This window comes from Thermoactinospora rubra, from assembly GCF_002093975.1.
In the GTDB taxonomy this organism is placed as follows: Bacteria; Actinomycetota; Actinomycetes; order Streptosporangiales; family Streptosporangiaceae; genus Nonomuraea; species Nonomuraea rubra_A.
Genome location: NZ_MSZZ01000078.1, coordinates 13,082 through 32,609 on the forward strand (window position 1 = coordinate 13,082; position 19,528 = coordinate 32,609).

General features: G+C 71.3%; 21 protein-coding genes. 8 read left to right on the top strand and 13 right to left on the bottom strand.

Features of this window, described 5'->3' with window-relative positions; genetic code table 11:
* The first annotated feature begins 3 nt into the window (after positions 1–3).
* The 5 genes from BSB02_RS36885 to BSB02_RS36900 all read left to right on the top strand — a co-directional run bounded on the left by BSB02_RS36885 (position 4) and on the right by BSB02_RS36900 (position 5,430).
* On the top strand, positions 4–2,883 hold the full coding sequence (locus BSB02_RS36885) for a bifunctional [glutamine synthetase] adenylyltransferase/[glutamine synthetase]-adenylyl-L-tyrosine phosphorylase (RefSeq protein WP_084965645.1): 2,880 nt from the start codon (positions 4–6) through the stop codon (positions 2,881–2,883).
* 62 nt (positions 2,884–2,945) lie between these two features.
* Positions 2,946–3,116 carry a hypothetical protein gene (locus BSB02_RS40935; protein WP_158088854.1) on the top strand — a complete coding sequence of 57 codons (171 nt, stop codon included), beginning with the start codon at positions 2,946–2,948 and terminating at the stop codon, positions 3,114–3,116.
* A gap of 109 nt (positions 3,117–3,225) precedes the next feature.
* Positions 3,226–3,873, top strand: a complete 648-nt coding sequence (locus BSB02_RS36890) for a TetR/AcrR family transcriptional regulator (protein WP_084965646.1) — start codon at positions 3,226–3,228, stop codon at positions 3,871–3,873.
* A gap of 1 nt (position 3,874) precedes the next feature.
* Entirely contained in the window at positions 3,875–4,321 is a 447-nt protein-coding gene (locus BSB02_RS36895) for an acyl-CoA thioesterase (RefSeq protein WP_084965647.1), read from the top strand.
* A gap of 53 nt (positions 4,322–4,374) precedes the next feature.
* Complete coding sequence (locus tag BSB02_RS36900) at positions 4,375–5,430, top strand: hypothetical protein (protein WP_240506994.1); 1,056 nt, start codon at positions 4,375–4,377, stop codon at positions 5,428–5,430.
* 18 nt (positions 5,431–5,448) lie between these two features.
* Here the strand turns inward: BSB02_RS36900 and BSB02_RS36905 are convergent, their stop codons facing one another.
* Positions 5,449–6,801, bottom strand: coding sequence for a glycoside hydrolase family 16 protein (locus BSB02_RS36905; protein ID WP_084965649.1), 1,353 nt, complete (start codon positions 6,799–6,801; stop codon positions 5,449–5,451).
* A gap of 212 nt (positions 6,802–7,013) precedes the next feature.
* Between BSB02_RS36905 and BSB02_RS36910 the strand changes: the two genes are divergently transcribed.
* Positions 7,014–7,223, top strand: coding sequence for a hypothetical protein (locus BSB02_RS36910; protein WP_084965650.1), 210 nt, complete (start codon positions 7,014–7,016; stop codon positions 7,221–7,223).
* A 169-nt stretch (positions 7,224–7,392) separates the two neighbouring features.
* Here BSB02_RS36910 and glnA read toward each other — a convergent pair whose 3' ends face one another.
* Positions 7,393–8,817, bottom strand: coding sequence for a type I glutamate--ammonia ligase (gene glnA / locus BSB02_RS36915; protein ID WP_084965651.1), 1,425 nt, complete (start codon positions 8,815–8,817; stop codon positions 7,393–7,395).
* Between the two features lie 103 nt (positions 8,818–8,920).
* On the bottom strand, positions 8,921–9,175 hold the full coding sequence (locus BSB02_RS36920; protein WP_143591653.1) for a hypothetical protein: 255 nt from the start codon (positions 9,173–9,175) through the stop codon (positions 8,921–8,923).
* Positions 9,176–9,264: 89 nt separating this feature from the next.
* Between BSB02_RS36920 and BSB02_RS36925 the strand changes: the two genes are divergently transcribed.
* The gene (locus BSB02_RS36925) at positions 9,265–9,807 is read left to right on the top strand and encodes an RDD family protein (RefSeq protein WP_084965653.1); all 543 of its coding nucleotides are present in this window, start codon (positions 9,265–9,267) and stop codon (positions 9,805–9,807) included.
* A gap of 17 nt (positions 9,808–9,824) precedes the next feature.
* On the opposite strand, the gene BSB02_RS36930 is transcribed toward BSB02_RS36925, so the two are convergent.
* The 10 genes from BSB02_RS36930 to BSB02_RS36970 form a co-directional block, all read right to left on the bottom strand.
* Positions 9,825–10,055, bottom strand: a complete 231-nt coding sequence (locus tag BSB02_RS36930; protein ID WP_084965654.1) for a hypothetical protein — start codon at positions 10,053–10,055, stop codon at positions 9,825–9,827.
* Between the two features lie 10 nt (positions 10,056–10,065).
* Positions 10,066–10,956 carry an RpnC/YadD family protein gene (locus BSB02_RS36935; protein WP_143591655.1) on the bottom strand — a complete coding sequence of 297 codons (891 nt, stop codon included), beginning with the start codon at positions 10,954–10,956 and terminating at the stop codon, positions 10,066–10,068.
* A gap of 33 nt (positions 10,957–10,989) precedes the next feature.
* Positions 10,990–11,748 (bottom strand): class I SAM-dependent methyltransferase, encoded by a 759-nt coding sequence (locus BSB02_RS36940; protein WP_143591656.1) that lies wholly within the window; start codon positions 11,746–11,748, stop codon positions 10,990–10,992.
* Positions 11,748–12,422 carry a DUF4191 domain-containing protein gene (locus tag BSB02_RS41765; protein WP_143591658.1) on the bottom strand — a complete coding sequence of 225 codons (675 nt, stop codon included), beginning with the start codon at positions 12,420–12,422 and terminating at the stop codon, positions 11,748–11,750. The genes BSB02_RS36940 and BSB02_RS41765 overlap by 1 nt, the downstream gene beginning before the upstream one ends.
* 61 nt (positions 12,423–12,483) lie before the next feature.
* A complete protein-coding gene (locus tag BSB02_RS36945) occupies positions 12,484–14,904 on the bottom strand; it encodes a beta-glucosidase family protein (RefSeq protein ID WP_169729474.1) in 2,421 nt (806 codons plus the stop codon).
* Positions 14,905–15,015: 111 nt separating this feature from the next.
* Complete coding sequence (lipA, locus tag BSB02_RS36950; RefSeq protein ID WP_084965658.1) at positions 15,016–15,945, bottom strand: lipoyl synthase; 930 nt, start codon at positions 15,943–15,945, stop codon at positions 15,016–15,018.
* Between the two features lie 26 nt (positions 15,946–15,971).
* Positions 15,972–16,652 (bottom strand): lipoyl(octanoyl) transferase LipB, encoded by a 681-nt coding sequence (lipB, locus tag BSB02_RS36955; RefSeq protein WP_084965659.1) that lies wholly within the window; start codon positions 16,650–16,652, stop codon positions 15,972–15,974.
* A gap of 14 nt (positions 16,653–16,666) precedes the next feature.
* Positions 16,667–17,401 (bottom strand): Type 1 glutamine amidotransferase-like domain-containing protein, encoded by a 735-nt coding sequence (locus tag BSB02_RS36960; RefSeq protein ID WP_084965660.1) that lies wholly within the window; start codon positions 17,399–17,401, stop codon positions 16,667–16,669.
* An 84-nt stretch (positions 17,402–17,485) separates the two neighbouring features.
* Positions 17,486–18,379: a TIGR01777 family oxidoreductase gene (locus BSB02_RS36965; RefSeq protein WP_084965661.1), complete on the bottom strand. Its 894-nt coding sequence runs from the start codon at positions 18,377–18,379 to the stop codon at positions 17,486–17,488.
* Positions 18,380–18,414: 35 nt separating this feature from the next.
* The gene (locus BSB02_RS36970; protein WP_084965662.1) at positions 18,415–18,828 is read right to left on the bottom strand and encodes an organic hydroperoxide resistance protein; all 414 of its coding nucleotides are present in this window, start codon (positions 18,826–18,828) and stop codon (positions 18,415–18,417) included.
* A gap of 86 nt (positions 18,829–18,914) precedes the next feature.
* On the opposite strand from BSB02_RS36970, the gene BSB02_RS36975 reads away from it, so the two are divergent.
* Positions 18,915–19,487: a TetR/AcrR family transcriptional regulator gene (locus tag BSB02_RS36975; RefSeq protein ID WP_240506996.1), complete on the top strand. Its 573-nt coding sequence runs from the start codon at positions 18,915–18,917 to the stop codon at positions 19,485–19,487.
* The last annotated feature ends 41 nt before the right edge of the window (positions 19,488–19,528 follow it).

The following is a 19,528-nucleotide window of genomic DNA, read 5'->3' on the forward strand; positions in this document are numbered from 1 at the left end:
AGCGTGCCCCGGATCGAGTCCACCGCAGCCCGCCTGGCCAAGCTCGGCTTCGCCGACGCGGCACGGGCCGAGCGGCTGCTGGCGGAGCTGGAGTCGCGCGTCGGCGGCCAGGCGCCGCAGGGCCTGCTGGATGCCCTGGCGGAGGCCGCCGATCCCGACCTGGCGCTGACGTCGCTGGTCAGGCTGGCCGAGCGGGACCCGGCGACGATGGAGGCCGTCGCGGGCGACGGCGAGCTGCGCGTGAGGCTCCTGCGCGTCCTCGGCGTGAGCGCCGCCCTGGGCGACCACCTCGTCCGGCATCCCGGCCACCTGGGACGCCTCGCCGTACGGGACACCGAGCCGCCACGCGCGGACCTGCTGCGGGCGGTCGGCGCCGACCCCGAGGCCGAGCGGCCACGGGCCACCGCCGGCGACGCCCTGAACGCCCTGCGCGTCGCCTACCGGGGCCGGCTGCTGTCGCTGGCGGGGCGCGACCTGCTGGGCGAGACGGCCTTCCCCGAGGTGACCGGGGAGCTGTCGGACCTGGCCGGCGCGGCCCTGGAGGCGGCGCTGGCCGTCGCGCGGGCCGAGGTGGGCGCCGACGACGTACGGCTGGCGGTCATCGGCATGGGCAAGTGCGGCGCCCGGGAGCTCAACTACATCAGCGACGTGGACGTGATCTTCGTCGCGGACGATCCCCACCAGGCGACCAGGCTGGCGCAGGCGATGATGCGGGCCTGCTCGGCCGTCACCACCGAGGGGTCGCTGTGGGAGGTCGACGCCGGGCTGCGTCCCGAGGGCAAGGCAGGGCCGCTGGTGCGCACGCTCGACAGCCACCTGGCCTACTACCGGCGCTGGGCCAAGACGTGGGAGTTCCAGGCGCTGCTGAAGGCCAGGCCGGTGGCGGGCGACATGGAGCTGGGCGCGGCCTATGTCTCGGCCGTCAACGAGCTGGTGTGGGCGGCGGCCACCAGGGAGAACTTCGTCGAGGACGTCCAGGCCATGCGCCGCCGCGTGGAGGAGCACGTGCGCCAGGAGGGCGACCAGCACCTCAAGCTGGGACCCGGCGGGCTGCGCGACATCGAGTTCGCGGTGCAGCTGCTCCAGCTGGTCCACGGCCGCCTCGACCCGCTGCTGCGCCGCCGCGCGACCCTGGCGGCGCTGGCCGCGCTGTCCAGGGGCGGCTACGTCGGCCGCGACGACGCCAGGGCGCTGGCCGAGGCCTACACGTTCCTGCGCCAGGTCGAGCACCTGCTCCAGCTGCACCGGTGGCGCCGTACCCACCTGGTGCCCACCGGCGAGCGCGACCTGCGGCGGCTGGGCCGGGCGCTGGGGTTCACCGTGGACCCGGTGGGCGAGTTCGTCGCGCGGTGGCGGCAGCACGCCCGCGAGGCGCGGCGGCTGCACGAGAAGCTGTTCTACCGGCCGCTGCTGCAGGCGGTGGCCCGGCTGCCGGAGTCGGAGGCGCGGCTGTCGCCCTCGGCCGCCGTCGCCCGCCTGGGGGCGCTGGGCTACCAGGACCCCGAGGGGGCGCTGCGGCACATCGCCGCCCTCACCACCGGCGTGTCGCGCCGCGCCGCCATCCAGCGGACGCTGCTGCCGGTGATGCTCGGCTGGTTCGCCGACACGCCCGACCCCGACGCGGGCCTGCTCGGCTTCCGCCAGGTCAGCGACAAGCTGGGCGCCACGCCGTGGTACCTGCGGCTGCTGCGCGACGAGACCGCCGTGGCCGAGCGCATGGCCCACGTGCTGGGCTCCAGCCGGTACGCGACCGGCCTGCTGCTGCATGCGCCCGAGGCGGTGGAGCTGCTGGGCGACGACGCCTCGCTGCGCCCGCGCCCGGTGGAGGCGCTGCGGGCCGAGGCCGCCGCGGCCGTGGCCAGGCACGCCGACGCCGAGGGCGCGGTGACGGCCGTGCGCGCGCTGCGCCGCAGGGAGCTGTTCCGTACGGCTGTCGCGGACCTGTCGGGCCTGATCGACATCGAGCGGGTGGGCGTGACGCTGTCGGCGCTGAACGACGTGACGATCCAGGCCGCGCTGGACGCCGCGGGTGTGCGCGACGCCCGCCTGGCGGTGATCGCGATGGGCCGGCTGGGCGGCATGGAGTGCTCCTACGCCAGCGACGCCGACGTCATGTTCGTCCACGCCGACGGCGCCTCCAGCGAGGCGGCCTTCGCGGCGGCCAACGAGCTGCGCCGCCTGCTGGCGCTGCCCGCCCCCGACCCGCCCCTGCACATCGACCCCGACCTGCGTCCCGAGGGTCGGCAGGGCCCGCTGGTGCGGTCGCTGGCCTCCTACCGCGCCTACTACGCCCGCTGGTCCTCGCCCTGGGAGGCGCAGGCCCTGCTCAGGGCCAGGTACGCCGCGGGTGACGAGGAGGTGGGCACGGCCTTCCTCGCCTCGATCGACGAGCTGCGCTACCCGCCCGGCGGCATCGGCGACGCGGCGGTGCGCGAGATCCGCAAGCTCAAGGCCCGCATGGAGGCCGAGCGGCTGCCCAGGGGCGCCGACCCCGCCCTGCACACCAAGCTGGGCCGGGGCGGGCTGTCCGACGTGGAGTGGGTGGCGCAGCTGCTGCAGCTGCGGCACGCGGGAGCGGTACCCGCGCTGCGCACCACCCGCACGCTGGAGGCGCTGCGCGCCGCGGCCGCCGAGGGGCTGCTGGCCGAGGCCGACGCCGCCGCCCTGGCCGACGCCTGGACCTTCGCCTCCCGCATCCGGGACGCGATCATGCTGGTCAAGGGGCGGGCCGGGGACATGGTGCCGGCGGGCGCCCGCGAGCGCAGGCTGATCGCCCAGACACTCGGGTACCCGCCGGGCGGCTCGGAGGACTTCCTCGACGACTACCGGCGCGTCACCCGCCGGGCCCGTCAGGTGGTGGAGCGGGTGTTCTACGAGGCCTGACGATTTCCGCCCGCGTTCCCCGGGCGATCGACAGCCACCCGCTCAAGAGCGACGGCACCACGGTGGCGACGATCTACCTCACCTGCAACAACGGCTGGAACCGCGTCGTCACAGTCGAGCAGTCGGCGCTGTCGCTGGCGTTCCAGAAGGTCACCCTGCAGGCCGAGGGCGGCACCACGAAGGACGTCGGCCCCGGTATCTCGTGGACCAGCGGCTGGGCGCACTACGGCTGAGCCGGTCCGCCCGCAAGGGCTCCGCACCTGGGGGACCCCGTGCGGAGCCCTCCTCCACTCCCGCGCCTCCAAAAACTAAACGACCGGTCGTTCGTGTATTGTGGGTGGCATGACGACGGACCCTGCCACCACGGACGGGCGCCGGCTGCGCGGCCGGCGCAGCCGCGAGGCGATCCTCGAGCGGGCGGTCGCGCTGGCGTCGGTGGAGGGGCTGGACGGCCTGTCGCTGGGACGGCTGGCAGCCGCCACCGGCGTCAGCAAGTCCGGATTCTTCGCCCATTGGCCGGGAAAAGAGGAGTTGCAGCTCGACGCGGTCGAGTGGGCGGCCCAGCAGTGGGTCGACCGCATCGTCCGCCCCGGGCTCGCCGCCCCCCGCGGCGTCCGGCGGCTGTTCGCCGTGCATGAGGCCAGGCTGCGCTTCTACACCGAGAAGGTGCTCCCGGGCGGCTGCTTCTTCCTGACCGTGCAGGCCGAGTTCGACGACCGGCCCGGCCCGGTGCGGACCCGGGTCGCCCGGGCGCTGCAGGAGTGGATCGCCTTCCTCCGCGGCCTGGTGGCCCAGGCGGTCGAGCTGGGCGAGCTGCCGCCCGGCGCCGACCCCGACCAGCTCGCCTACGAGATCGACGCGCTCGGCGAGATGGTCGTCATCCACTCCCGGCTCCTGGACGGCGAGGAGGCCGCCGTGCGGGCGCGCCGTGCCGTCCTGGACCGGCTGCGCGCGCTCTGCCCCGACCCTTCCCTTCTCCCGGAGGACTGAGATGAACGGACACTTCGAGCCGGTCCAGGTGCACTTCGACGACTTGGACGCCATGGGACTGCTCCACAACTCCCGCTATGCCTTGCTGGTGGAGCGTGCGATCGGCGCGTACTGGCTGCGCCTGGGCTGGGCGGCCGCCGACCCCGCGCTCTCGGCCTTCGAGGACGTGTTCATGGCCGTGCGGGAGTTCAAGGTGACCTACCACGTGCCGATCTCGGGGGTGGGGGAGCGGGTCGTGCATTTCTGGATCGACCGGCTCGGCACGACGAGCGCGGTGTACGGCTTCCGCGTGCTGTCGCCCGACCACGCCGTGGCGCATGCCGAGGGCTACCGGGTGAACGTGAACCTCGACCCCCAGACGTTGCGCCCCACGCCGTTCAGCGAGGAGTTGCGTGCCGCCGCCCAGCCGTTGCTCCGCTCCGCCGTTCTGGAGGAAGTCGGTCACTGATCCTGCGCGAAGCGTTGCGGTGATCGCCCCGGCGGGTGTATCAAGGCGCCGGGGTGATCGCTTTGCTTTCTCTTTACGCCGACCTGGCCATCGGGCTCATCACGCTCTTCCTGTTGATGTCGCTGCTGGTCAGCGGGTTGAACGAGGGGTTCGTCCGGCTGCTGTCGATCCGCAGCAAGTTCCTGTGGGCCTACCTGCGCGACACGCTGGACGGCAGCGACGCCCAGGGCCGCTCGTGGCTGCCCGCCAAGGTGCGTGACGTCTTCGCGGCCCTGCCGTTCACGCGCGACCCCCGGCCGGCCTTCAGCGACCAGCCCGCGCCCACCCAGGCCAGGCCGATGCCGGCCGAGCAGGCGCCCGCCGACGACACCATGACGCGGCACCTGTACGAGCGCGTGCGCGAGATCGACCACCCCAAGACCGGCCGGACCAGCATCGCCAACCTCCCGCCCGAGCGGTTCGCGGTCGCCGTCATGGAGATGGCGGCGGCCGAGCCGAACGGTGTGGAGGGCCTGCTCGACAAGCTGCTGGAGCTCAAGAGCCCGCTGCACAGCCACCTCAAGGGCGTCTGGGAGAGCGCGCAGCGGGACATGGAACGCTTCCGCAAGGGCGTGGAGACCTGGTTCGACGCCGAGATGCAGCGCCTGTCCATGCTCTACAGGCGGTACGTCAAGTGGGTCGTCGCCGCGCTCGGGCTCGTCGTGACGCTGCTGTTCAGCCTCGACGGCGTGGAGTTCGCCAAGAACGTGCTGCGCGACAACGCCTACCGCGCCGCCGTGGCCGCCGCCGCCTCGGGCGGGCCCGAGGCGGTCGAGGAGCTGAAGAACAAGTGCACCCGGCCGGGGGAGTCCTCCGAGCTGGCCTCGTGCATCACCGAGACGCTCAGCTCGCCGGCGCTCGTGCAGGCGCTCGGCAACGCGATCGTCAGCGTCTCGGTGCCGCCCGACGGCGAGCCGGCCATGGCCTGGAACGGCGCCGCCTGGTGGGACCGGGTCACCACGCCGAGCCACTGGCCCGGCTTCCTGGTGACGTACGTGGCGATCCTGTTCGGCGCGCCGTTCTGGTGGGACCTCCTGCGCCGCGTGACCGGGATCCGGCCACGCGGCTGAGCCTCGGCCGGAGGAGCTTCAGCTGGAGAACGTGAACCAGTTGACGTTGACGAAGTCGGCGGGCTGGCCGCTGCTGAAGGTCAGGTACACCGTGTGCGTGCCCGTCACGGGGGAGACGTTGGCCGGCACCGTGCGCCAGCTCTGCCAGCCGCCCGTGTTGGCGACGGCGAAGTCGCCGATCGGCGGCGCCGTGGGGCTGTCCAGCCGTACCTGCACCAGGCCGCTCACGCCCGCCGCGGCGCCGGAGGCGACGCGGGCGCTGAACTGCCGCGCGGGCTCGGAGCCGAAGTTGACGTTGTCGTAGCGCAGCCAGTCGCCGTTGCCGATCCAGCCGACGTTCTGCCCGCCGCCGACGTCCGTCGTGGCCTCCACGGCCGTGCCCGACTGGGCCTGGAAGCTCTCGGCCTGGATGGTGGAGCGGGCGTCCACCCCGCCCGGCTGCTGGCCGGAGCCGCCGCTCTGCCACACGGCCACGTAGTCGACGACCATCGGGCGGCCGGACACCGTGGCGGCGGTGGGCGTGGCGAACCCCGCCACCCCGTTGGGGAACGCCCCGCCCATCGCCACGTTGAGGAGGATGAAGTACCCGGCGTGGCCCGTCATGTTCTGCCACGTCGTGGCGTCGAACTGGGCCTGGCTGACCGAGTGGTACTGCTGGCCGTCCACGTACCAGCGCAGTTGGTTGGGGGAGACGCTGCGGTCCCACTCGAAGCGGTAGGTGTGGAAGGCCGACTGGCACGTCGAGCCGGGGCACGCCCTGCTGGCGCCCAGCCCGTTGGTCTCGTTGCACGGGCCGCCGGGGTTGACGCCGCAGTGCAGCACGCCCCACACGGCGTTGATCCCGTTGACGTTCTCCATGATGTCGAACTCGCCGATGGCCGGCCAGTTCCAGTAGTTGCCCCGGTACGGCGAGCCGAGCGCCCAGAACGCGGGCCAGTAGCCGAGGGCCTGCTCGCCCGTCACGTTCGGCATCTGGATGCGGCCCTCGATGCGCAGGATCCTGCCGTCGGCGGGCTTGAAGTCGGCGCGCCGGGTCTCGATGCGGGCGGAGGTCCAGTTCTGGCCGCTGCCTCGCGGCGTGATGCGCAGGTTGCCGGCGCCGTCGAGGCTCACGTTGGCGGGGTCGGCGGTGTAGTTCTGGATCTCGCCGGTGCCCCAGTTGGCGGGGCCGCCCGGGTAGGAGTGGCCGGTGTCGATGATCCAGTTGGCGGAGTCGGGCAGGGATCCGGCCGGGCCGGTGAAGTCGTCGGCCCACACGAGGGACCAGCCGCTGGGCGGGGGCGGCAGGGCGGCCTGGGCGGGGTGGGCGGCTAACCAGGTGAGCATCGTGAGGACCGTCGCGAGGACGGCCGCGATACGGCGGTGCGGCATCGCTTCTCCTTGGGGGTGCGGAGGCTGGAGAGCGCTCTCAGAGGAGAGAATTAACAGGATGTTTACCCGATGTCAACGGGGAGAGCGCTTTCTCCTGGGCGGGTCAACCCGGCACGGAAGGGGTGAGCCGGTCACATGTGGGGGGAGGAGTTTTTCGCGCCGCGGATGGGCAATAAGTAACTGATCGTTACACACAGTGATTGGAGCAGCTCATGCGCACTGTTCTCAAGCTGGCGGTGACCGCCGCCGCTCTGTCCGCGAGCCTGGTCGCCGTCGCCGGGCCGGCCCACGCCGACCCCGCACCCGGCGGCCCGCTCCCGGTCGGCGGCCTCCTCGGCCAGCCCGGCTCCTCCGGTAAGCCCAGCCCCTTCGACGTCCTCGGCAACGTCGTCAAGAGCCTCCCCCTCAAGGGCCTGGGCTGAATGGAAGCTTGAGCGCGCAAGGCGAAAGCCCGTGGCGAGGTGCGGGACCTTGCCACGGGCTTTCGACGCGGCGGGGCGGCGAGCGCTGCGGCGCCTGCCGCGCGGACGGAACCCCGGCGGAGCCGTACGGCTACCGCGCGATGGCCACGCGGCTCACCGCGCTAGCCGGTCACACGTCGTAGTAGAGCTCGAACTCGTGCGGGTGCGGGCGCAGCCGGATCGGGTCGACCTCGTTCGTGCGCTTGTAATCGATCCACGTCTCGATCAGGTCGGGCGTGAACACGCCGCCCTCGAGCAGGTAGTCGTGGTCGGCCTCGAGCGCGTCGAGCACCTCGGTGAGCGAGCCCGGCACCTGCGGGATGTTGCGGGCCTCCTCCGGCGGCAGCTCGTAGAGGTCCTTGTCGACGGGCTCCGGCGGCTCGATCTTGTTGCGGATGCCGTCGATGCCCGCCATGAGCATCGCCGAGAAGGCGAAGTACGGGTTGCAGGACGGGTCGGGCACGCGGAACTCGATGCGCTTGGCCTTCGGGTTGGACCCGGTGATCGGGATGCGGACGCAGGCCGAGCGGTTGCGCTGCGAGTAGACCAGGTTGACCGGCGCCTCGTAGCCCGGCACCAGGCGGTGGTAGGAGTTCACCGTCGGGTTGGTGAAGGCCAGCAGCGACGGGGCGTGCTTGAGCAGGCCGCCGATGTAGTACCGCGCGATGTCCGACAGGCCCGCGTAGCCGACCTCGTCGTAGAACAGCGGCGCGCCGTCCTTCCACAGCGACTGGTGGCAGTGCATGCCGGAGCCGTTGTCCCCGAAGATCGGCTTGGGCATGAAGGTGACGGTGTGGCCGTACTCCAGGGCCGTGCTCTTGATGACGTACTTGTAGAGCATCAGGTTGTCGGCCGTCTTCAGCAGCGTGCCGAACCTGAAGTCGATCTCCGCCTGGCCCGCCGTGCCCACCTCGTGGTGCTGCATCTCCACCTCGATGCCGCACTCGATGAGCCTGCGCACCATCTCGCTGCGCAGGTCGGTGAAGTGGTCCATCGGCGGGACGGGGAAGTAGCCGCCCTTGTAACGCGGCTTGTAGCCCAGGTTGCCGCCCTCGGTGGCCTTGCCGGTGTTCCAGGCGCCCTCGATGGAGTCGATGTAGTAGTAACCGGCGTTCTGCCTGGTCTCGAAGCGGACGTCGTCGAAGATGTAGAACTCGGCTTCGGGACCGAAGTAGACCGTGTCGGCGATGCCGGTGCCCTTGAGGTACTCCTCCGCCTTCCGGGCCACGTTGCGCGGGTCGCGGCTGTAGGCCTCGCCGGTCAGCGGGTCGTGCACGAAGAAGTTGATGTTGAGCGTCTTGTGCTGGCGGAACGGGTCGACCACGGCCGTGGTCGGGTCGGGCAGCAGCAGCATGTCCGACTCGTGGATGGCCTGGAACCCGCGGATCGACGAGCCGTCGAACATGAGGCCGTCGGTGAAGACGCTGGAGCTGAAGCTTTCGACCGGGAAGGTGAAGTGGTGCGTCGTCCCGGGCAGGTCGGTGAACCTGACATCGACGAACTGCACCCCTTCGTCCCGGATGAACTTCAGGACGTCGTCGGCGGAGTTGAACACTCTCGAACCTCCCAGGGGACGGGCTATCAGCCCGACGCTAGGGGCCGGGGGTTTCCATCCCGTGTCCCGTTTGTTTCGCGGTTGTTAAGGGGCCTGCCGCCGCTCAGGGGTGCTGACCGGTCCCGGTCTGTACGGCGGGCGCGAGCGGCTGCGGGCTGGCCGCCACGACGGCGGCCGCGGCGACGGCGACGGCCACGACCAGGCAGATCGCGGGCAACACGAGCCGCCGCCACGAGCGCCGCCCCTGCGCCCGCCGTACGGCCTTGGCCGCCGCGACCTGCATCCTGCGCCGCTCCTCCTCGCTGAACTGCGCCACCAGCTCCTCGAACCGCGCGTCGAGGTCGTCCCCGTAACCCATGGTCTCCATGATGAAACCGAGCATGCCGCAGCTGAAGCGCGACCGGGTCACGATCCGGACCGCCGCACCCGGCGGATACCGTGGAAGGCATGAGCAAGCAGCGAGCCCGGCGTGGCGCGCGCGGGGCCTCGACGCCCACGAAACCGGCCAAGCCGGCGCCTGACGACACCCTCAAGCCCAGGCACGAACCCCGCTGGACCCAGACCTGGATCGGCGGAGTGCGGGCCGCGGGCGTCGACCTCGGCTATCCGGGCGAACGGCTGGGCCTGCCGGAGGAGGGATCGGGCTCGATCGCGCGCTACGGCCGCCGGATCGGCGCGATCGTCGTCGACTGGCTGATCTGCGCGTGGGCGATCACGCCGCTGCTGGGCGTGAACCCGGGCGAGCGGCCGTGGGTTCCCGTGGCCGTCTTCGCGGCGCAGTACCTGCTGCTCGTCGGCCTGCTGGGGCAGACGTTCGGCCACCGGCTGACGGGCATCCGGGTGGCGGCCATGGACGGCGGCCGCCCCCGCTGGTTCCCGGTGCTCGTCCGCACCGTGTTGCTGTGCCTGGCCGTCCCGGCCCTCATCTTCGACCGCGACCAGCGCGGCATCCACGACCGGGTCTCCAACACCATGGTCGTGCGGATGTGACCCGGCCGTGGGGCCGCCTATCTGATGACGTCGTCGATGGTCGTGGCTTCGAAGGCGCGGTCGAACCACTGCTCCAGCTGAGTCGTGTCGGTGCAGGACTGGATGCGTTCACGGGCCTCGTCCGGGACCTCGATGCCGCGCCGCTCCAGCACCCGCAGGATGATCTTGATCATGCCTTTGGCCATGCCCTTGGCTCGGCCCTTGGCTTCGCCTTGGCGCTCGAGCTCGGTCTGGTATTCGAAGGCCATGCCGGTCCGCTCAGGCGAAGAGCTCGTCGATGGTGTCGACTTCGAGGGCGCGGTCGAGCCACTGCTCCAGCTGAGCCGTGTCGGTACAGGCTGCGATGCGCTGACGGGCGTCTTCCGGCACCGGGATGCCGCGCCGCCTCAGCACTCGGAGCACGGCTATGGCCTCACCTTCGGCTCGGCCCTCGACTCGGCCCTTGGCCAGGCCCTTGGCTTCGCCTTGGCGCTCGAGCTCGGTCTGGTACGGGAAGGTCATCGCTGACATCAGAGCTCTCCAGATCTGAAGGGCGGGTGTGCCTTCGAGTCCCGCCTCGGTTACGTGGCTGAGGTCCAGGGCTGTCTCGACGTCGATGGTGGCCAGTGCGGGAGCGAGCACTCCCAGTATGTCACTTGCCTGCGGTCCCAAGGAGTGGACCAGCGACGAGAGGACCGCCAGCGACGGGTTGGCGCACGCCGCATCGAGGGTGTCGAGGACCGGGACGTTGTCGGGGCCGAGGACCAGGGGGTGGAGGAGCAGACACGGGGCGTCGGACAGGCCGAGCCGGTGGACCTGCCGCGCCCACTTGGCCGTGGCCAGGTCGCGGCAGATCACCAGAAGCACGGGGTCCGTGCCGTAGTTGGCCTGCATATAGCTGGCGTAGTACGCCCACGCGGCCGGCTTTTTGTGATCCTCCTTGAGCTGTGACTCGACGATGACCGCGTGGGGTCGCTTGTCGGTCTCCAGGAGGAAGACGCTGTCGGCCTGCCGGACGAGGGCCTTGTGTTCTGTCATGTCGGAGTCGATCCGCGTGATCGCGTGGATCTTCGGCAGTGTGACGCCGAGGAGGTGATCCAGGGCACACGTCACCAAAGTGGTGTCCGCCTGGAAAACCCGATGGAGGGCCTCATGGCTTGGTGAAACCATGAGCGGTAAGTTATCTGCTCTTTACGTTCCGTGTCAGGGATTTTCGCAAGTGAAGATCGCCGTCCCTGGGATATGCCGCCCCCGCAAAGGGCTCCAACCTCCCCAAACCCGGTCATGCCCCTCCGGCCATTCCGGCTCCAGCAGCCCCTTCAGCACGAGCTCCGACTCGACGACGAGCGACACCCAGTCGCCCATCGTGCGGTGGTGCTCGACGTAGGTGACCGTCTCTCCGTCCCTTTCCACGTACGGCGTGCGGTCGAAGTAGGAGCGGTCGGAGGTGAGCCCCCGCTCCGAGGGGTCGTCGGGGAACGCCCACCGGATGGGATGGCTGACCGAGAAGACGAACCGCCCGCCGGGCCGCAGCACCCGCCTGACCTCGCGGAGGACCGCCAGCGGGTCGGCGACGAAGGGCAGCGCCCCGAAGGCCGAGCACGCCAGGTCGAAGACACCGGAGGCGAAGGGGAGCGTCTCGGCGTCGGCGACGACGACCGGCACATGCGTGCCGTGCTCCTGGTCGATGCGGCGCGAGTGGAGCAGCTGCCGGTGGGAGATGTCGAAGCCCACGACCTGCGCCCCCTGCCCGGCCAGCCAGCGCGAGCACTGCGCAGCGCCGCAGCCGACCTCCAGCACGCGCCGCCCCCGGACCTCGCCCAGCAGGCGCGCCGAGGCCTCGTCCAGGCCCTCCGGGCACCAGATGAAGCCCGCGTCGCGCAGGAAGCCGCCGTGCTCGGATTGGTACTCGTCGGCGTTGCCGTCCCACCAGCGCCGGTTGGCGGCGCTCGAGGAGTGCACTAGCGCATCTTCGGACCGCGCGGCATGCGGACGCCCCTGGGCATCGGGCCCTTGGGCATCGGCACGTTCTTGGGCAGCGAGCGCAGGCGGTCCTTGACCTCGTTGACGGCCGGCTTCTTGAGGTTGCGCGGCAGCTTCATGATGTGCCGCTGCAGCTTGGCGATCGGCACCTGGCCGGGGCCGTCGCCGCACTGGATGTCGTAGATCTCCACGCCCAGCACGGCGCGGGCGATGCGCTTCTTCTCGGCGGCCAGCATCCGGGCCACCCGGTTACCCGGCCCCTCCGACACCAGGATGACGCCGGGGTAGCCGATCACCAGGTGGACCAGGTCCTGGTCGCGGCTGACCGCGATGGCCGGGGTGACCTGCCAGTTGCCGCGCATGCCCTGCAGCACCGCGGCGGCGGCGCCGGGCTGGCCGTGCAGCAGCGAGTATTGGGCGCGCTGGGCCAGCTGACCGAAGACGATCAGGCCGACGAGCAGCGCCACCATGATCCCGAGGAACAGCGCGTACCACAGGTACCCGAGCAGCGCGCCGATGACGACGACCACCGCCAGCGCGGCCACCGCCGACAGGAAGACGATCGGCATCCCCTTGGGATTGGCCTGCTGGATGATCTTCGCGATCATGCGGAGCTGCTTGATGCGCCCCGGCTTCTCGTCGGACGTCGCCATACCTTGAAGGATATCGAGAAAGGGCGCGTCCTCCCGCACGGGGAGGACGCGCGCTGCCGTACTAGATGGTGATATTCGCCGACAGGCGGATGTCCGCGACGCTGCGCCCCGCCTCGACCGTGTAGTCGCCGGTCACCGTGCGCCAGCCGTCCCCGGCCCACTCCTGGAAGGCCCGCTCCGGCAGGAAGACGGTCGTCACCGCGCTCTCGCCGGGCCCGCACTCGACCACGTCGAAACCCGCCAGCCAGCGGCCCCGCTCCGGCGCGGACAGGTACACCTGCACCACCTCGCGGCCACGCCGCGTCCCGGTGTTGGTGACCGACACCGTCACGGCGCCCTGGGACGCCTCCAGCGCGTCGTAGGACCACTCGGTGTAGCCCAGCCCGTGCCCGAACCAGAACGCCGGCGCGGTCTGCTGCCGCTGCCAGCCGCGGTAGCCGATGAAGACGCCCTCGTCGTACGGCACCGCCCCGTCCACGGGCGTGACGTCGACGACCGGGCAGTCCTCCAGCCGCACCGGCCAGGTCGTGGGCAGGCGCCCGCCCGGCTCGGCGTCGCCGTACAGCACGTCGGCCAGCGCCGGCCCGGCCTCCTGACCCGGGAACCAGACGAGCAGGACCGCGGCGACCTCCTCCAGCCAGGGCATCTCCACCGGCGACCCGGCGTTGACGACCACGACCGTGCGCGGGTTGGCCCGGGCCACCGCCGAGATCAGCTCGTCCTGGCGGCCGGGCAGCTTGAGGTCCTTGCGGTCGAAGCCCTCGCTCTCGACCTCCAGCGTGGTCGAGGCGACCACCACGGCCACGTCGCTGCCGGCGGCGACCCTGACGGCCTCGGCGATGAGCTCGTCCTCGCCGGGGGAGGGGTCGGCGTGGCCGAGCGCGAACATGATCAGCGTCATGCCGTTGAAGGCGGACACCTCGTGCTGCCGCAGCGACACCGTCACCGGCTCGCCCTCGGCCAGCGTCACGGTGAACCGCTTCTCCGGCGGGTGCAGCAGCACGGCGGCCGGGTCGTCGCCCTCGAGGACGGTCGTGTCGTCGTACAGGACGTCGTCGCCGACCGTGAGGGTGTAGCGGCCGACGCCCGCGGCGGCGAACAGGTGCTCGCCCGAGGCCGAGGGCGTGTAGGTGGCGCGCAGCTCGACCGCGGCCAGCCGGTCCAGGTCGACGTCGGCGGGCGCCTGGCCGACCCAGCGCGCCTCGGTGGCGGGCAGCTCGTGCTCGGCCAGCGCCTCGCCCTCGGCGTCGAGGAACAGCGCGCGTGTCGGCGTGGAGATCGGCGCCAGGCGCAGGCGCGGGTCGGCGCCGACGGCGTACCGGACCTCGGCTTCCCGCTGCCGCAGGCCCTCCAGCGGTGAGACGATCCGGTCCGGGAACACCTGCGCGCTGCCGCCGCCCATGATGCGGGCCTCGCGCGCCGCCGACCCGATCAGCGCCACGCTGGACACGCCGGTCAGGGGCAGCAGGTTCCCCTCGTTCTTCAGCAGCGTGAAGGAACGTGCCGCGACCTCACGCGCCAGGGCGATGCCGTCGATTTCCGCATATGTACGGCTTGCGCCGTCCGCGCCGTCCGCGCCGTCCTCGCCGAGCGCGCCGGTCCGGTGCGCCAGGCGCAGCACCCTGCGCACCTTGTCGTCGATGACGGACTCCGGCACGCGGCCCTCGCGCACCGCCGCCTCCAGCTTCTCGCCCCACGGCCCGAAAGGTCCGGGCATGGCCACGTCCGTCCCGCCCAGCGCGGCTGGCTCGGTGCTGCGCACGGCCGTCCAGTCCGACACCACGAGGCCGTCGAAGCCCCACTCCTGCTTCAGCACGCCGTTGACCAGCTCGGAGTGCTCGGTCATGGTCGTGCCGTTGACCGAGTTGTAGGCGGTCATGATGCCCCAGGCCCCGGCCCGCACGACCCGCTCGAACGGCCGCAGGTACGCCTCGCGCAGCACCTTGCCGGACACCTTGACGTCGACCGTGAACCGGTCGGTCTCGAAGTCGTTGGCCACGAAGTGCTTGGGCGTGGTGGCCACGCCGCCCTCCTGGACGCCCTCGACGTAGGCGGCGCCCAACTCGCCGGTCAGGTACGGGTCCTCCGAGAAGCACTCGAAGTGCCGCCCGCCCAGCGGGGAGCGGTGCAGGTTGATGGTGGGGGCCAGCAGCACGTGCACGCCCTTGCGCCTGGCCTCCTGCGCGAGCAGCCGCCCGACCCGCCGCACCAGGCCCGGGTCCCAGGTGGCCGCGAGCGCGGTGGGGCTCGGCAGCGCCATCGACGGGTCGGCCGAGCTCCACTGCTCGCCGCGCACGCCGATGGGGCCGTCGCTCATCACGAGACGGTGCAGCCCGATCTCGGGGACGGGGGTGAGCGACCACATGTCCGCGCCGGTGAGGAGGCGGATCTTGGTGGCCAGGTCCAGCTTGCTGATCAGTGCGTCGAAGTCCACCCCGCCAGTGTGGCCCACCAACTGAGTGCTCGATAGGTTTGTGATCATTATGTTATCTATGGACGGCGAGCCGTACCTCCGGCAAAGAGCCGTAACCCGGGCAAAGAGAAGGCCGCGGCCCCGGGCGGGGACGCGGCCTCACGGCGGTACGGCCTGGCGTCAGGCGGTCTGGCGGGCGGCGATGGCCTGCTGGTAGAGGCGGCCCGCCCGGTAGGAGGAGCGCACCAGCGGGCCGGACATCACCCCGGCGAAGCCGATCGCCTCGGCCTCCTTCTGCAGCTCCACGAACTCCTCCGGCTTGACCCAGCGGTCCACCGGGTGGTGGCGCGGCGTCGGGCGCAGGTACTGGGTGATCGTGAGCAGGTCGCACCCGGCCTCGTGCAGGTCGCGCATGGCCTGGATGATCTCCTCGCGCTCCTCGCCCATGCCGAGGATGAGGTTGGACTTGGTGACCAGCCCGGCGGCGCGGGCCTTGGAGATGACCTCCAGGGACCGCTCGTAGCGGAAGGCCGGACGGATCCGCTTGAAGATGCGCGGGACCGTCTCGATGTTGTGCGCGAACACCTCGGGACGGCTGGAGAAGACCTCCTCCAGCTGCTCGTCGACGTTGTTGAAGTCGGGCACCAGCAGCTCCACGCCGCAGCCGGGCACCATCGCGTGGATCTGCCGGGCGGTCTCGGCGTACAGCCACGCGCCGCCGTCGGGCAGGTCGTCGCGGGCGACGCCGGTCACCGTGGCGTACTTCAGCCCCATCTGCGCGACCGACTCGGCCACCCGGCGCGGCTCGTCGCGGTCGTACTCCTTGGGCTTGCCGGTGTCGATCTGGCAGAAGTCGCAGCGGCGGGTGCACTGGTCGCCGCCGATGAGGAAGGTCGCCTCGCGGTCCTCCCAGCATTCGTAGATGTTGGGACAGCCGGCTTCCTCGCAGACCGTGTGCAGGCCCTCGCGGCGGACGAGCGATTTCAGCTCGGTGTATTCGGGACCCGTCTTCAGCTTGGTCTTGATCCACGGGGGCTTGCGCTCGATAGGGGTCTGGGCGTTGCGCACCTCCAGGCGGAGGAGCTTGCGGCCATCAGGAGCAACACTCACTGTTTCAGCTTACGACCCCGCCCCGGCTACATGCGGCGCAGGTCGTCCTCATGCATCTCGAACCCCTCGCGGCCCAGCGCGCCGGCGAGCCGCTTCTCGGCGATCGGCATCACCTCGTCGACCACGATGCGCCGCCCGGTCTCGGCCGACAGGCTCGACACCCCCGCGCCGGGGACGCCGCCGGGGTCGATGCGGTTGAACCACCGCAGGTCGTTGGCGCAGTTCAGGGCCATGCCGTGCATGGAGATCCCGTTCCTGACCCGGATGCCGACCGAGCCGAGCAGCCGGTCGGGCAGCCCCAGCGCGGCGTCGCCCATCGCCCACACCCCGCCGCGGCCCACGATGCGCCGCCCGGTCACCCCGAAGTCGGCGCAGATCTGGACCAGCGTCTCCTCCAGGGCCCGCACGTAGGCGGCGACGTCGGTCACGCGCATGATCGGGTAGGCGACCAGCTGGCCCGGCCCGTGCCAGGCCATGCGGCCGCCCCGGTCGACGTCCACGACCGGGGTGCCGTCGGAGGGCCGCTCGTGGGGCGCCGTGCGCCGGCCGGCCGTGTAGACGGGCGCATGCTCCAGCAGCAGCACCGTGTCGGTCAGCTCACCGGCCGCCCGCTTGGCGTGCACGATCCGTTGCAGTTCCCAGGCTTGCTCGAAGGGGACGTCGACCCCAAGACGGACAAACGCGAGACGGGTGGGATCGGTGTGCACATACCAAGGTTAAGTCACGCGGTCAGGAGCCGGGGCTCGATCCTGAACTCCTTCACCCCGCCGGACCCGTCGCGCTCGATCTTGTAGGCGAAGCCCTCCGGGTCGACCGTGACCGCCTGGATGAACTCGGTGCCCACGTAGTGCAGGCCGACGCCCTCGTCGGCGGCGTACCCCTCCGGCAGCTCGCCGCCGGCCACCGAGGCGTGCAGCAGCTCGCGGCGCTGCGGGTCGGAGTTGTAGTGGACGCCGCAGGAGTACGGCAGCAGGGCCATGCCCTCGGCCCACACCCGCAGCCTCGGGCCGAAGGAGTCGGTGTTGCCGCCGACGTGCCAGCACAGCGCGCCCGCGCTCTGCCCCGCCAGGACCACCCCGGCCCGCCAGGCCTGCTCCAGGGCCTCGTCCAGGCCGTGCAGGCGCCACAGGGCCATGAGGTTGGCCACGCTCCCGCCGCTGACGTAGATCATGTCCTGCTCGAGGATCCAGGCCCGAGGGTCCTCGACGTTGGGCATCGGGAAGACCGTCAGGTGGCTGACCTCGACGTCCCAGCCGGCGAACGCGCCGTACATCTTCAGCAGCCACTCGGCGTTGTCACCCGTCGCCGTGGCCATCAGGCCCAGCTTCGGGCGGTCCTCGCCGGTCAGGTCGAGCCCGTAGCGCAGCAGGGGGCTGGCCTCGAGGAAGCTGTATCGGTCCGACGGGCGGAACGAACCGCCGCCGATGGCGAGAATGTGGGACTGGCCGCTGCTCATCGTCGCGAGATCTCCTGGGCTGCTTGTGCTGAATGAGATGGCACCTTACTCCTTGCCTCGCCTCGGGGTGCCATTCGCATCCCGTTAGAGTACGGCGGCCAGCGCCCGATCGAGGTGGGTATGGCGGAACGCATACCGGTTGTCGGCCAGTTTCTTCGGCACAATGCGGTGGCTGGACAGCAGCGCCTCGTCGGCGAACTCGCCCAGGCCCAGGTGGAGGGCGAACTTCGGCACGGGAAGGGGCATCATCGGGCGGCGCATGGCTTTGGCGAGTTGCCGGGTGAATTCTGCGTTTGTCACCGGGTTTTCGCTGACCATATTCGTTGGGCCGCTAATTTCCCGATTTTTCAGGATATGTACGGCAGCGCCCACCCAGTCGTCGATGGAGATCCACGACCAGTACTGCCGGCCCGAGCCCAGCGGCGCCCCCAGGCCGAGCCGGAAGACCGGCAGCATCCGCGCCAGCGCGCCGCCCTCGCGCGACAGCACCAAGCCGGTCCTGAGCTGGACCGTCCTGATGCCCGCCGCGACCGCCCCGGCGGCCTCGCCCTCCCACCGCTCGCACAGGTCGGCCATGAAGCCGCGCCCTTTCGGCGCGCTCTCGTCGATCAGCCGGTCGCCCGTGTCGCCGTAGTAGTCCACCCCGGAGGCCGACACGAACACCTCGGGCGGCCGCGACAGCCGTACCAGCGCCTGGACCAGGGTCCGCGTGCTGTCCACCCGGCTGTCGACGATCTCCTTCTTGTACGGCTCGCTCCAGCGGCGGTCCCCGACGCCCGCCCCGGCCAGGTTCACCACGGCGTCGGCCCCTTCGAGCACCGCTGCGTCGACCTCGCCCCGCCGGGGATCCCAGAAGGACTCGTCCTGCTGCCGGGGCGCGCGCCGTACCAGCCTGGTCACCTGCTCGCCGCCGTCCCGCAGCGCGCGCACCAGCGCGGTCCCCAGCAACCCCGACGCCCCGGCCACGATGATCGTCATGTGTCCACCGTACGCCGGGGCCATCGCGCATGGCCTTACTCGATGACGAGGTTGACCGGGATGTTGCCGCGCGTGGCGTTGGAGTAGGGGCACACCTGGTGCGTGGCCTCGACGAGCTCCCGGGCCTTGTCGGGGGACAGGTGGTTGGGCAGCTCCACACGGAGGGTGACGTCGAGCTTGAAGCCGCCCGACCCGTTGGGCTTGAGCCCGACCTCGGCCGTGACGGAGGCGTCGTCGACGTCCAGGCCCTGGCGCTGGCCGACGAGCTTCATGGCGCTGGTGAAGCAGGCCGCGTACCCCACGGCGAACAGCTGCTCGGGGTTGGTGCCCGAGCCGTCGCCGCCGAGCTCGGCCGGGCGGGCGAGCTTGACGTCGAGCCTGCCGTCGGAGGTGACTCCGCGGCCGTCGCGGCCGGAGGCGGTGGCGATGGCGGTGTAGATGGCGCTCACGTGGTCGTTCCCCTCAGTTCTAGACAGACCTGTCTGTCTGGCTTGATGACCTGATGCTAGACAGACCTGTCTGGTACAGTCAAGTCGTGTCCACCGCCACCCGCACCCCGAGCCCGGCCCGCCGGCGCATCCTCGGCACGGCCACCGAGCTGTTCTACGCCGAGGGGATCCACGCGGTGGGGATCGACCGCATCATCGCCGAGGCCGGGGTCGCCAAGGCGACCTTCTACCACCACTTCCCGAGCAAAGACGACCTGGTCCGCGCCTACATCGAGGAGATGGACCACGCGCAGCGGGCGGCGATGGCGCAGGTGGAGGCGGACTCGCCGCGCGAGCGGCTGCTGGCGCTCTTCGACCTCCTCGGCCGCGTCGGCTCGATGCCCCGCTACCGCGGGTGCATGTTCGTCAACGCCGCGGCCGAGTACCCCGATCCAGGCCATCCGGTACGGCAGGCGATCGCGACTCAGCGCCGGTGGTTCCGCGACACGCTGCGCGACCTGCTGGCGGCCGACGGGCACCCGGACCCGGAACGCACGGCGGCCATCCTGGTGGTCATCCGGGACGGGTTGGTGGTCGGTAGCGGGCTGGACGATCCGCAGCAGGTGCGGGCGCTCATCCGGGACGCCGTCACGCGGGTGCTCGACGGAGGCGCCGCCTAAGCGGCATTCCAGAAGTTCCGCTTGTAACCGGCGGGCAGCCA

Excerpts from the sequence above, each read along its gene's own strand:
- BSB02_RS36905 (WP_084965649.1), bottom strand. The coding sequence starts at position 6,801 with ATGCCGCACCGCCGTATCGCGGCCGTCCTCGCGACGGTCCTCACGATG.
- BSB02_RS36930 (WP_084965654.1), bottom strand. The coding sequence starts at position 10,055 with ATGGCCTTCGAATACCAGACCGAGCTCGAGCGCCAAGGCGAAGCCAAG.
- BSB02_RS41765 (WP_143591658.1), bottom strand. The coding sequence starts at position 12,422 with ATGGCGACGTCCGACGAGAAGCCGGGGCGCATCAAGCAGCTCCGCATG.
- BSB02_RS36920 (WP_143591653.1), bottom strand. The coding sequence starts at position 9,175 with ATGGGTTACGGGGACGACCTCGACGCGCGGTTCGAGGAGCTGGTGGCG.
- BSB02_RS36965 (WP_084965661.1), bottom strand. The coding sequence starts at position 18,379 with ATGACGATCATCGTGGCCGGGGCGTCGGGGTTGCTGGGGACCGCGCTG.
- BSB02_RS36890 (WP_084965646.1), top strand. The coding sequence starts at position 3,226 with ATGACGACGGACCCTGCCACCACGGACGGGCGCCGGCTGCGCGGCCGG.
- BSB02_RS36925 (WP_084965653.1), top strand. The coding sequence starts at position 9,265 with ATGAGCAAGCAGCGAGCCCGGCGTGGCGCGCGCGGGGCCTCGACGCCC.
- BSB02_RS36945 (WP_169729474.1), bottom strand. The coding sequence starts at position 14,904 with ATGATCACAAACCTATCGAGCACTCAGTTGGTGGGCCACACTGGCGGG.
- BSB02_RS36895 (WP_084965647.1), top strand. The coding sequence starts at position 3,875 with ATGAACGGACACTTCGAGCCGGTCCAGGTGCACTTCGACGACTTGGAC.
- BSB02_RS36960 (WP_084965660.1), bottom strand. The coding sequence starts at position 17,401 with ATGAGCAGCGGCCAGTCCCACATTCTCGCCATCGGCGGCGGTTCGTTC.
- BSB02_RS36910 (WP_084965650.1), top strand. The coding sequence starts at position 7,014 with ATGCGCACTGTTCTCAAGCTGGCGGTGACCGCCGCCGCTCTGTCCGCG.
- BSB02_RS36935 (WP_143591655.1), bottom strand. The coding sequence starts at position 10,956 with ATGGTTTCACCAAGCCATGAGGCCCTCCATCGGGTTTTCCAGGCGGAC.